Origin of the sequence: Lacinutrix gracilariae (genome assembly GCF_042684485.1) — a bacterium.
Taxonomy (GTDB): Bacteria; Bacteroidota; Bacteroidia; order Flavobacteriales; family Flavobacteriaceae; genus Oceanihabitans; species Oceanihabitans gracilariae.
Map to the genome: position 1 here is coordinate 1,017,159 of NZ_JBHULM010000011.1, position 13,590 is coordinate 1,030,748.

A 13,590-nucleotide genomic window follows, 5' to 3' on the forward strand; every position below is an offset into this window, starting at 1 on the left:
AAGCAATGTTCTTTATTTCTCTATTCTAGGGTTTCCGTTATTACTATTTAGCTGTGCTTCTACTAGTCTTTTTTTCAGTATGGTATTGTAAATAATTTTAAAAATAGACATTATAAAAACAATGGTAATTAGAGCACAAATACAAAATAAAATACAAGCATTTTTAATGGCTTTTCTTTTTACTTCTTGTTCTTTAAAACTTATAATTGTGTTGCTTTTTGGGCTGTAAAAACCATGAACAATACCTGTTTTTTCTAAACTGCTTTTAATGTTATACCTGTTTTGTTCTGCTGCATTAAAGCACGTATCCTTAATTTTAAAAAAATAAGATTTGGGTTTTAATTCCTGTAAAATAGAATCCATTTTTTTTGCTCTAAATAATCTATTCTTATATTCAGCAAGCTTTATTTTAAAAGCATTGTTAACCTTATTTTCCCAAAGAGAAGTGTCTGTAGTTTTTTTAATTCCTAATTGTTGTATGTTTTTTTCTAATTGCTTTTTATAGTTTTCTTTATCAGGTTTTGTCAAAGCTCTGGCAGGAAAGTGATAACGATAATTAGTTTGTGAAGAAGGGTTGTAATAAATTCTATCTCTTTCGGCTTTAGATATAACGTAATTTTCACCAAAAGCATCATACGGAAGTTTGTATTGATACACCCAAGCGTTATTTATTTTAATATAACTAGGAGTGTCTATTTGTTGTACTTCTTCGGTAGCGTTAAGCGTAATATAATCTTGCTCTGTTTTTAATAGTTGCTTAAAATTTTGAACAGCAGTTACATCACTATTTACGCATAGAATAATAATAACAGGAATGATTAAAACAAAACTAACTAGGTTTAAAAAGGAAAGAGGCTTTGCTTTTTTTAGTCCGTTTTGTAATTCATAATCTAAGGATAATGTATCGTTTAGCGATACTACATAATTAGAAGCACCTTCACTTACAGCAACCACTCCATCTCTAACAATGTATTCAAAGCTAACAGGTTCTTTTTGTAATTTAAGATAGTTTTGCCAATGCCAAGGTATTTTTATAATGGTACCATTTATGGTATGGTAATATCTTCCGTTTTTACCATGTTGTTGGTAGATGCTTTTGTATAAACCTTTTGATTTGTACACCTTCGTATTTACAACATGCTTTTTATACCCTTTTACAAACCAATTTAGAGAATAAAGAAGTAATATTAAAACACCAAACATTATATTAATAGCGTAATTAGTAGTGTCTAGATCACTGTATATAAAAAAGGCAACAGCAGCAATTATTAAGGCTGTTATTATAAATAAACCTAAAAGCAGTCTCTTGATTTTGTTTATTCTGTTAGAAATAAAAGCAACTTCTTCCTCATTTAAATATCTATAATAAAACATCTACTTCCTTATTATTAAGCGCTGTTATTTTGATATTTTTAAACATACGTTAGTGTCTAAAGAAAAAGCTTCTTTTGATTTAAACAGTACCACTTTAGTATCTACAATACTTTCTACTAAGTAGTAATTTCCTTTAAAATAAGAATGTTTTACAGTGGCTTTTAATTCTGATTTTTCAACTACTTGTATTTGATGCGCATAAATAATTTCGTTATTTATTACGTTAAATTCTCCAAAAAAAGCTGCAATTAAAGGGGTTTCAGGGTTTTTGTATAAGTATTCTGGTGTATTGTTAACTGCTATTTTATGGTTGTTTAAAACAAGCATTTTATCTGCATAACCTAAAACATCTTCTTTGTCATGTGTAGCAACAACACAGGCGATATTGTTTTCTTTTAGATATTTAAAAACGCTTCTTCTAAGCGATTGCTTTTTAAAATTATCAATATGACTAAAAGGCTCATCTAGTAGTATAATTTCTGGTTGTTTTGCTAAAGCTCTAGCTAGTGCAACGCGTTGCTTTTGTCCGCCACTTAGCAATTTCACTTTTGTTTTTGCAACGTTTTCTAACTCTACTACTTTTATTAATTCTGCTACGCGTTTTTGTTTTTCTTCGGGATAAAAATTAGAAAGGAATTTACCTATATTTTCTTCTACAGAAATAAATGGCATCAAATCAAACTCTTGTGCTACGTATTTCATGAAGTTATACCCAATAACTAAGTTGTGTTTGGGACCTAAAATTTCTTCTTCTTTCCAGAAAATTGTTCCTTTAAGGGAATCATATTCACCATATAAAACCTTTAATAAGGTGCTTTTTCCAGAGCCACTTTCGCCAATAATAGAAAGGTGTTCTCCTGGTTTTACCTGAAAAGAAAGGTCTTTTAAAACAGGTGTATCATTATAAGAAAATGTAAGTTGTTTTACTTGAAGCATGCTGCAAAAATAACATAAAAAAACCGCTCAACTTTTAAGAAGAACGGTTTTTAAATTTAATGGAAGACATTATTAATTCCAACCACCACCTAAAGCTTGGTACAGTTTTACATTAGCTAATAATTGATCTCTTTTGGTTTCCACAATTTCAATTTTAGCGTCTAATGCTTCTCTTTGTGTTAATAAAACTTCGGTATATTCTGCTCTAGCAGATTTAAAAAGTTTTAATGAAAGCGCTATAGACTCCGTAAGTGCTTGTACTTGTTTTTCTTTAAGTAGATAACTTTTATTTAAGTTTTTTACGTTAGATAGTTGGTTTTCTACTTCTATATAAGCATTTAATATGGTTTTTTCATATTCATAAATAGTCTGCAATTGTTTGTTGTTTGCAGTTTTATATTCTGCTTTTATAGCATTTCTATTAATTAAAGGAGCTACCATATCTCCAACTAAAGAATAGGCTAAAGATTCTGGAGTGCTAGTTAAAAACTTAGGTTTAAAGGCTTCAAAACCAACACCAGCTTGTACACCAATAGAAGGATAAAAATTGGCTTTAGCAATACTTACATTAAGCTTTGCTGCAGATAATTCAAGTTCTGCTTTTTTAATATCTGGACGATTAGCCAGAAGTTGAGAAGGAACTCCTACATGCATAGCATCAATAGGTTTTTCTATAAAATTAGTAGAACTTCTGGTTATCTTTTGAGGATATCTACCAACTAGAAAATTTATTAAATTTTCTGTTTCTACTATTTTTTGCTGGATTTGATATTTATTACTTTGGTTTTTAAATACCTCTGCATCAAAACGGCTTACTGCTAATTGTGTGGCTCTTGCTGCTTCTTTTTGCAGTTTTACCATTTTTAGCGCATTTTGTTGAATCTCTAGATTTTGTTCTATAATAGCTAATTGGTTGTCTAAAGCCATAAGTTCATAATACGAACTTGCTATTTCTGAAACCAATTGCGTTACCATAAAATTCTTTCCTTCAATAGAGGCTAAATATTCTAAAACAGCAGCTTTTTTACCGTTTCTAAGTTTTTTCCATACATCAACTTCCCAAGAAGCAGTTAAGCCTAATGAAAAGTTAGTTAATGGCTCTGGAAATTCTTCACCTTCACGAACATCTAAGTGCTTTTCTACAGCACCATTTCTGGTATATTCTCCAACTTTTTCTACTTCGGCTCCAGCGTAAGCAGCTACAAATGGTAGGTATTCTCCTTTTTTAGCTTTTATTTCATTTTTAGCCATATCTACTTGCTGTAGCATCATATTAAGCTCTTGATTATTAGCTAAAGCAGTATCTATTAAGTCTACTAAATTAGGATCAGAAAAAAAGTCTTTCCATTTAATATTTGCTGTATTTGTAGTGTCTTTTGCATCACTTAAATATTGTTCAGGTACTGTTTTGTATGCTTCTCTAATTTGTTTGATTGGCACACAAGAATACAAGGATATTAACGCAAGTAGACCTACAATAAATAGTTTATTAAACTTGCTATGTGTTTTTATATTATTCATTGTTCTTTTTTTTACTTAGTTTTTTAAGTATACTTTTAAGTTTGCTAATCTGTTTTGTGTTTTCCTTGGTTTGATTGCCAGCGTTTTCACTGTTTCTTATCATTTCTTCAGATAAAGGTTCGTTAGACTCGTCTTTAATCAGGCTTTTACCTTCTGCCATTTTAGCAAAAATGTAGTATAAACCAGGAATAATTAATACACCACCAAGAGTACCAATTAACATACCTCCTAATGCTGAGCTACCAATGGTTCTATTAGCAATGGCACCAGCTCCTGAAGCTACAATTAATGGAATTAATCCTGCAATAAAGGCAAACGATGTCATTAAAATAGGTCTAAATCTAGCTTTAGAACCTTCAATAGCTGCTTGAAGTATTGTTGCGCCTTCACGTTGTTTTTGTACGGCAAACTCTACAATTAACACGGCATTTTTACCAAGCAGACCAACCAGCATGATAACACCAATTTGTGCATACACATCATTAGCTAATCCCATAGATTTTAATAATAGGAAGGAGCCAAAAACACCAACAGGTAATGAAAGTATTACTGCAAATGGCAATAAGAAACTTTCGTATTGCGCAGCTAAAACAAAATAAACAAACACAAGTACTATTATAAAAATGTAAGCAGATTCATTACCTCTACTGGCTTCATCATAAGATAATCCTTCCCAAGCAATATCATACCCTCTTGGTAGTTGTTCTGCAGCAACTTCTTTTATTGCTTTTATAGCGTCACCACTAGTATATCCTGCAGCAGGTAAACCTCTAATAGAAGCAGAATTATAAAGGTTATATCTTGTAATTTCATTAGGACCTAACTTTTTATCAATAGTCATAAAAGCAGAATATGGTACCATTTCCCCTTCTTCGTTTTTAACAAAAAGTTTTTCAAGATCTGATGGTAAACGTCTGTATTCTGGTCCTGCTTGTGTATAAACTTTAAAGAATCTACCAAAACGAATAAATCCTTGTTCATAGGTACTACCAATTAAAATGTTTAGGTTTTCCATTGCTTTGCTAATAGAAACTCCTTTTTGCATGGCAATTTTGTTGTTTATTTTTAATTGATATTGCGGATAATTTGCTGAGAAGAATGTAAAAATTCCTGTAAGCTCTTTACGTTTAGATAAAGCTTCTATAAAATTATTATTAATCTCTTCAAAATGATGATAATCTGTAGAGTTGGTTTTATCTAATAAACGCATTGCAAATCCACCAGAAGACCCAAAACCTGGAACAGCAGGTGGTTCAAAATATTCAATAACTGCACCTAAATCTCTGGTTTCTTCTTCCAGCTCTTCCATGATTTCATGTACAGAGTGGTGACGTTCAGACCAAGGTTTAAGGTTAATTAAACAGGTACCAGCATTAGATCCTCTACCTTCTGTCATTATCTCATAACCTGCTAAAGAAGAAACCGATTCAACACCTTCTGTTTCTTCACAAATTTTTTGAAGTTTTTTAGCAACTTCATTGGTACGCTCTAAGGTTGCTCCTGGAGGAGTTTGAATTATAGCATAAATCATTCCTTGATCTTCATTAGGAATAAATCCAGCAGGAAGCACCTTATTAGTTACAAAAATACCAACACAAAAAGCTATTAATATACCAAAGGTAATAATGCGTCTTGCTACAATCTTGTTAAGGATTTTTACATATTTTCCGGTGAGTTTTTCAAATCCATTATTAAACCAATTAATAAACTTATCTATAGGTGATTTTTTAGTTTTTCCGTGGTTATTTTTAAGCAGCATAGCGCATAAAACAGGAGTTAGTGTTAATGCAACAATTGCTGAAATAACTATAGAACCAGCCATAGTAATAGAAAATTGGCGATAGAATACACCAACAGGACCAGACATAAATGAAATAGGAATAAATACCGATACCATAACTAAAGTAATAGCTATAATGGCTCCTCCAATTTCACCTAAAACTTCATAAGATGCTTTGTAAGGTGAGAGGTGTTCTTCTTCCATTTTAACATGCACAGCTTCTACAACTACAATGGCGTTATCTACAACAATACCAATGGCAAGTACTAATGCAAATAAGGTGATTAAGTTTATAGACAAGCCAAACAATTGCATGATAAAAAAGGCTCCGATTAAAGATACAGGTACTGCTATAATTGGGATTAAGGTAGAACGCCAATCTCCTAAAAATAGAAATACTACAATAGCTACTAAGATAAAGGCATCTCTAAGAGTATGTAAAACCTGTTCTATAGATGCATCTAAAAAGTTAGAAACGTCATAACTAATTTGAAAATCTACATCTGGTGGAAGTTCTACTTTTAACTCTGCTAATTTTTCTTTTACAGCGGCTATAACATCACTACCATTACTACCAAAGGTTTGTTTTAATACAATGGAAGCAGAAGGTTTTCCGTCTAAATTAGAGTAGATATCAAAAAATTCACTACCCAGTTTTACATCTGCAATATCTTTTAATTGAATAATTTCTCCTTCGCTATTGGCGCGAATAATAATTTCTTCGTATTGCTCAGGTTCGTTATACCTATTTTCATAGGTTAATACATACTCTAAAGCTTGTGAAGTCATACCAGAACTTCTACCTAAACGTCCTGGTCTAGCTAAAATACTTTGCTCTTCCATGGCTTCTAAAACTTCTTCAGCAGAAATATTATATGCTCGCATACGATCTGGTTTTAACCAAACACGCATAGCATATTTTCGGCTTCCTAAAATTTTTGCACTTGCTATTCCTTTTATACGTTGAATTTCAGGAATAATTTTAGTGTAAGCATAGTTGTATAAAAACTTTTCATCATTGTTTTTATCTGTACTAGAAAGGTTCACGTACATTAACATACTAGGTTGTACAGGAGTAATAATAACCCCTTCACGTTGTACTAGTTCGGGTAAAAGCGGCATTACTTGGTCTACACGCGTTTTTACCCTTACTACTGCTTCATTTGGGTCTGTACCTGGTTCAAAAATTACACGAACGGTTGCCTCTCCAGCACTTGTAGCATCAGATGCAATATAACGCATATCTTGTACACCATTTATGGCTGTTTCTAACGGAATTAAAGTAGAGTTAACTAATACCTCTGAGCTGGATCCTGGATACGCTATAAAGATATTTACCGTTGTTGGTGCTATTTGTGGAAACTGTGATATAGGTAGTTGCTTGATAGCAAGTCCACCTATAAATAAGATTATTACCGAAATGACTATAGCAAGAACGGGTCTTTTTATAAATTGTTTAAACATGTCTTTTGTAGATTAAATTCTAAAATTATTCAGCGTATAAGTCTAGCTCAGACAATACTTTGTTTGGCTCTAAAAATTTGGTTTCTATTTTCTCATTGTTTTTAACCATTCTAATACCTTCTAGTAAAATGGTGTCTTTTTCAGACAGTCCTTTACTAACAATGAAAAGATGAGGTAACTCTGCGCCAATAGTAATTTCTTTTTGTTTTACGATATGGTCTTTATCTACTACAAAAACATAGGTTTTATCTAAAATTTGAAACGTTGCTTTTTGAGGAATAATAATTACGTCTTTAAAAGGAACAGCCATTAATACACTTCCTGTTTCGCCATGTCTTAAAATACCATCTGGATTTGGAAACGTAGCTCTAAATGCAATGTTTCCGGTTTCACTATTAAATTCTCCTTCAATAGTTTCAACAATTCCTTTTTGGTTGAACAGTTTATTATTAGCCATTAGTAAGCTAACCTCTTTTTTAGTGTCTTTATCTGTGCTCGTGATATAATCTAGATATTCTGTTTCTGGTACATTAAAATACACCCACATTTTGCTATTGTCTGAAAGTGTGGTTAGCAATTCACCTTCGTCTAAAAGGCTACCTTCTCTTGCTTCTAAATGATCCATAATACCATCAAAAGGAGCTGTGATTTTGGTAAAACCTAAATGTGTTTGTGCTAAAGTAACTTCTGCTTTTGCTTTGTCTAAATTAGCATTTGCCATAGCTAATTCATTTTTAGAAACCACATTACCATCTGCTAAAAGTTGTGTGTTTTTTAGTTCAATTTCGGCAGTGTTAGCTTCGGCTTTTGCTTTTTGTAATTCGGCTTGATAAATATTTGGCATGATTTGGAACATGGTTTGTCCCTTTTTAACGTGTTGTCCTTCGTCTACAGATATATGTTGTAAGTACCCTCTTTCTAGAGCTCTTAATTCTATATGTTTAATAGAGTGAATTTGACTAACATAATCTTTAGATATAGTGGTGTCTTTTTTAATTGGATTGGTAACAAGAAAAGCAACATGTTCTTTCTTTTCTTCTTTTTTAGTTTCGCAACTTGTGTGAAATAGACAGGCGAATAAACCTATGAAAAGGAAGGTTTTTTTCATAATTTTTTATTTGAATTAAATTTGTAAAATAAAATGTGATTACAACAAGTCAATACCAATAAGGCACAAGACTGGCTGTTTGTGTTATATTAAAAGGTTGAAATAAATAATAAACCAATAGGAATACTGGTTTATAAGAAAGAATATCAGATTATAAAGACTTCTAATCTGATGTGAAGTTTTGTCGAAGGTTGACAAACCGTATGTTTGAAACTGTTAACCTCTTTTTGAAGTTTAGAGGATAAATTATTTAGTTGTTGTGCATGAGAAAAAGCAGAGATATAACTTTGTAAAGAGTTAATTGTACTGCTAGTAATAGATTCTTCATTTTCTGTTTCTTCAGCTTCTGTATAATCAAAAAACAATTCAATGTCTTCGTTATGTTGAATAGAAAAGTGAAGGTTGTTGCTTTGTTTGTTAACAAAAGAAGCGTTAGTTTCTTGAATATTAACTAAAGAATAGTCTGCATCAACCGAAGTATTTGCATACATATTTATGGCTCCTGAAAGAAACAAGAGCACGATTAACGATAAATATTTAGTGACTATTTTATTCATATTCGCATGCAAAACTATTGCAATAGATGATTACTTCCAAAATAAAATAATAATTTAAGTTTTTTTTAAATAAGAAATAGCGTGCAAAAAAAAGCCTGTTTAGTTTATAAAACCAAACAGGCTAGGTGATTGTTGTTTTTTTTAATCTTTAAATTCTTTTGTTTTTTCAGGTAGTACGTCAAACCCCATATTGTAAAGAGTAAAACCAAAAATATCTGCATATTGCTCTATGGTTTTGCTAACAGGAGTTCCTGCACCATGTCCTGCATCTGTTTCAATACGTATAAGTGTTGGGTTGTTTCCCGTTTGTTTGTCTTGTAACTCTGCAGCAAACTTAAAACTGTGTGCAGGAACAACACGATCATCATGGTCACCTGTAGTTACTAAGGTTGCAGGATATTGCACGCCTTCTTTTACGTTATGTACAGGCGAGTATGCTTTAAGATATTCAAACATTTCTTTGTTGTCTTCTGCGGTTCCGTAGTCATAAGCCCAACCAGCTCCAGCGGTAAATGTGTGGTAGCGTAACATGTCTAAAACACCAACTGCTGGTAAGGCTACTTTCATTAAATCTGGACGTTGCGTCATGGTTGCACCAACAAGTAAACCTCCATTAGAGCCTCCTCTAATTGCTAAATAATCACTAGAAGTATATTTGTTTGCTATTAAGTATTCTGCAGCAGCAATAAAATCATCAAACACATTTTGTTTTTGTAATTGCGTTCCTGCTTTATGCCATTTTTTACCATATTCACCACCACCACGAAGATTAGGCACAGCGTAAATTCCGCCTTGCTCCATCCAAACGGCATTTGCAATACTAAAAGAAGGGTTTAAACTTACGTTAAATCCTCCATAACCATAAAGTATGGTTGGGTTTTTTCCGTTTAGTTCTACTCCTTTTTTGTGGGTGATTATCATTGGTATTTTTGTACCATCTTTAGAGTTGTAAAATACTTGTTTGCTGGTATAATCTTCTGGGTTAAAATCGATGTTTGGTTTCCAGTATAATTCAGAGGTACCAGTTTCCATATCGTATTTATAAATACTAGAAGGAGTATTGTAATTGGTAAAAGAATAGTAGTCTATTTTTTCTTCTTTTTTTCCGCCAAAGCCACCAGCATTTCCAACGCCTGGAAGTTCTATATCTCTAATAAATTTTCCGTCATAATCATATTGTTTTATTTTTGAAATGGCGTCTACCATGTATTCTGTAAAGAAATAACCACCTCCTTTAGAAGGGCTTAAAACATACTCGGTTTCTGGAATAAAATCTACCCAGTTTTCTGGAGTAGGATTTGCAGCGTCTACAGTTACTATTTTTTGATTAGGAGCATTTAAGTTTGTTACTAAATACAATTTGCTGTCTACATTATCAATAACGTAAGTGTCACTTTCTGTATGGTCTAAAATAGTTACTAAAGGATTATTTGGGTTTGATAAATCTTTAATATAAAGTTTGTTTCCAGAGGTAGAAACCTTTGGTGATATTAACAAATACTTGTTGTCTTCCGTAACGTTTGCGTAAATATATCTATGTTTTTGAGCTTCTGTACCACCAAAAATAAGTTGATCTTCTTTTTGAGGTGTGCCAAGTTTATGGTAGTATACTTTGTGTTGGTCTGTTTTTGCAGAAAGTTCACTTCCTTTAGGTTTATCATAACTAGAATAATAGAATCCTTCGTTTTTATACCAAGACATGCCACTAAATTTAATGTCAACCAAAGTATCTTCCATAATTTCTTTGGTTTCGGTATTCATTATTAAAATCTTTCTCCAATCACTACCTCCTTCAGAAATAGCGTAGGCTAAAATTTTTCCGTCTTTTGTAAAACTTGTTCCACCTAAAGAAGTGGTACCATCTTCAGAAAATTTATTAGGATCTAGAAAAACTTCTGCTGTATCCGGATTGCTTCCTTTTTTATATCTGTAAATTACATATTGGTTTTGTAAGCCATCGTTTTTATAAAAATAGGTATAATCGCCTTGGTTAAAAGGTGCTCCTACTTTTTCATAATTCCATAGTTTTTCAAGGCGTTCTTTTAGTTCTTTTCTATAAGGAATATTGTCTAAATAACTAAAGGTTGCCTGGTTTTGATTTTTTACCCAGTTTTCTGTTTCCGTGCTTCTGTCATCTTCAAGCCATCTAAAAGGGTCTTTAATAGTTACACCAAAATAGTTGGTTGCTGTGTCTACTTTTTTAGTTTTAGGGTAGTCAACAGAAATGTCTCTTTCTACTTGTTTTTGTTCTTCTTTACAAGCCATTATAGTTATTAGTGTAATTAAACTAAGTGTTATCTTTTTCATTTTAAAAAAATTAATTGGTATAAAAATAGTATAAAAAAAGCTCTAATAAATGACTATTAGAGCTTTTAAGAAACTTTTAAGGTTTATTGTTTTACTAATTTTTGTGTTTTTTGTTTTCCGTCTGCCATGATTTTTAATACATATATTCCTGTGCTTAATTTAGAAACATCAATAGTATTAGCAATTAGGTTTGCATTTAAGACTTGTTTTCCGGTAATATCATAAATGGTATATGTAGCATGGTTTAAGGCTACAGAAGAAGTGATATGCACGATATCTTTTGTAGGATTAGGATAAATAACAATATCTGCTTCTAGTGTATTGTTAGCTACACTCAGGTTTTCGCCTTCAACAGTTGTAATGGTTTCATTAATTGCTGGGTTAAATATTACATCTACAATACCAGAAGGCCAAGTAATGGTTAGGCTAGTAATTTCTGTGTCTGTACCAATACCAAAATGTGCATTTAGTGTGCTCATAAATTCAAAACCTTCACCACTTCTTACATCTCTAATTTGATTTCCTGAAGGCGTTACTATTTCAATTCTTGCTCCTATACCATTTGTATTACTAGTGGTTCCTTGTGTTCTTATTTTAATCCAGTTATTTTGATTAGGATTGTTTAGATATAAACTTCCTTTAAAAACATCTAAAAAGCCATCGTTATTAAGGTCACCAATAGCACCACTAGGAGGCATATTACTGCTTGTAACTGTAAAAGAATTATCTCCATTATTAAGTAAAATTTGTCCGTTTGATAAAATATCTACGTAACCATCATTATTAAAATCTGCTGGTGCATTTTCAATTCCGTAAGGAGCGCTACTAACATTTGCCGTAGCTGTAGCATCTGTAAAAGTACCATCACCATTATTTAACATGTATTTGTGGCTACCATCAGAACTTGAACTTGCACCAATATAAGCATCCATATCACCATCATTATCAAAATCTGCCCAAGCAGAAGACCAAGTTTGTACAGGATCTGCAAGGTTTACTCCTGTATCAGCAGCAACATTAACAAATACACCATTACCATCATTACGCCACAATTCATTTATTTTATGAGTAACATTACCACCTCTACATTTAGCAATAAACATATCTGCATCACCATCATTATCATAATCTACCCAAACGGTTCCGTAATTTCCTCCATTTGGATGTACTCCTAATCCGTTTGGTACATTAGTAGAAGCGCCTTGGTAATACGATAATCCGCCAGAACCATCATTAATAAAGTATACGTTAGGTTCTACATCATGACAAACAAAAGCATCTAAATTACCATCATTATTAATGTCAATAAAATTAGAACGTTGTGAAAAAACGTAATCTGAAGTGTTATAGCTTTGTGAGTAACTAGTACCATCTGCATTTGCTAACATAAAAGACACACCATTTCCTGCGGCATATAATAAATCATTATATCCATTACCATCTAAATCTCCAGCAGCAATACTCCATCCTGGACCATAATTAGCTATCGCATTATAAACCGTTTCATTATAGCAACCATTACTAGATTGGTAGGTAATATTAAGACTTGTTGCAGAAGCAGCAATCATATCGTCTAATCCGTCACTATTCATATCTACCACAGCATAACTCGTTCCAAACATAGATATGCTATTGTTTTGTGTAAAAGCAAACACACCAGATGCAAGCGGAGTATCATTGGTTGTAAATGCAAGTGTAACCCAAGAACTAAAACCAGTTCCGTCAAGGCATTGTGCTCTAATATAAATCTCGTAGTTAGAATTTGCAGATAATCCTGAAGCCATATAGCTGTTAGTGCTTGTTGAGGTGCTAGAGGTTGGTTCTCCTGCTCCTTGTGCTTGTATAGCAACTTGCCATGAAACTTCATTGCTTCCAGGAGACCAATAAATATCTGCAGCGTTATGCGTTAGGTTGCAAATATGTATATCTGTAACGTTTGCACAGTTAGGAGGAGCAATAGACTGTATGTTTGGCGAGTCAAAACAAATTCCCCAACCATAAGAACCGTTATCATTATAGTAAATACGATATCTAAAATTTTGTAATTGGTTGCTAGAAAAACCAGCAATATCTAGTTCTCCGCTATTAAAAACAGCTCTGGTGCCACTACAAAAATCTACAGTAGGAGCACCAGGAGTATCGACAGTATAGGTTGGTCCCCAATTTACCCAAGTACTAGCATCTGCATTCCAATACTGAAGATTTAAAGATTCATTTTGATATACATTAAGTACGTAAGTAGAAGTTACAACTAAAGAGTATTCACCAGCATTAAAAGCATTGGTTAAATTAATAGTAGGAGACTGCACACCTATATTATTTATAGAAGAACCACCTGCTTCATCTTCATCAAAAGAAAAACTTGAAGAACCACCTGTTACAGTTGGGTTTCCGGTAAAAATAGCTGCGTCTGTTTCATAAGATCCGTCTAAGTCCCAACTAGTATTAGGCCAATTTGCATCTTGATTTAGTACTTGCCCTGTAGTGTAGTAACTACATAAAAGTAGAGAAAGTAAAAGCGTAATTTTTTTCATTTTTATCTG

Annotated in this window: 8 protein-coding genes; all 8 read right to left on the reverse strand. The window is 32.5% G+C overall.

The window, feature by feature from the left end:
• Positions 1-12: 12 nt before the first annotated feature.
• A complete protein-coding gene (locus ACFSSB_RS11625; RefSeq protein ID WP_379904390.1) occupies positions 13-1,374 on the reverse strand; it encodes a hypothetical protein in 1,362 nt (453 codons plus the stop codon).
• Between the two features lie 24 nt (positions 1,375-1,398).
• Entirely contained in the window at positions 1,399-2,310 is a 912-nt protein-coding gene (locus ACFSSB_RS11630) for an ABC transporter ATP-binding protein (protein ID WP_379904392.1), read from the reverse strand.
• Positions 2,311-2,382: 72 nt separating this feature from the next.
• Entirely contained in the window at positions 2,383-3,831 is a 1,449-nt protein-coding gene (locus ACFSSB_RS11635) for a TolC family protein (protein ID WP_379904394.1), read from the reverse strand.
• Positions 3,824-7,075, reverse strand: a complete 3,252-nt coding sequence (locus ACFSSB_RS11640; protein ID WP_379904396.1) for an efflux RND transporter permease subunit — start codon at positions 7,073-7,075, stop codon at positions 3,824-3,826. The genes ACFSSB_RS11635 and ACFSSB_RS11640 overlap by 8 nt, the downstream gene beginning before the upstream one ends.
• Before the next feature lie 25 nt (positions 7,076-7,100).
• A complete protein-coding gene (locus ACFSSB_RS11645) occupies positions 7,101-8,183 on the reverse strand; it encodes an efflux RND transporter periplasmic adaptor subunit (protein ID WP_379904398.1) in 1,083 nt (360 codons plus the stop codon).
• A 146-nt stretch (positions 8,184-8,329) separates the two neighbouring features.
• Entirely contained in the window at positions 8,330-8,740 is a 411-nt protein-coding gene (locus tag ACFSSB_RS11650; RefSeq protein ID WP_379904400.1) for a hypothetical protein, read from the reverse strand.
• 141 nt (positions 8,741-8,881) lie between these two features.
• Positions 8,882-11,047, reverse strand: coding sequence for a prolyl oligopeptidase family serine peptidase (locus ACFSSB_RS11655; RefSeq protein WP_379904402.1), 2,166 nt, complete (start codon positions 11,045-11,047; stop codon positions 8,882-8,884).
• Between the two features lie 83 nt (positions 11,048-11,130).
• Positions 11,131-13,581 carry an FG-GAP-like repeat-containing protein gene (locus tag ACFSSB_RS11660; protein ID WP_379904404.1) on the reverse strand — a complete coding sequence of 817 codons (2,451 nt, stop codon included), beginning with the start codon at positions 13,579-13,581 and terminating at the stop codon, positions 11,131-11,133.
• Positions 13,582-13,590 lie beyond the last annotated feature (9 nt).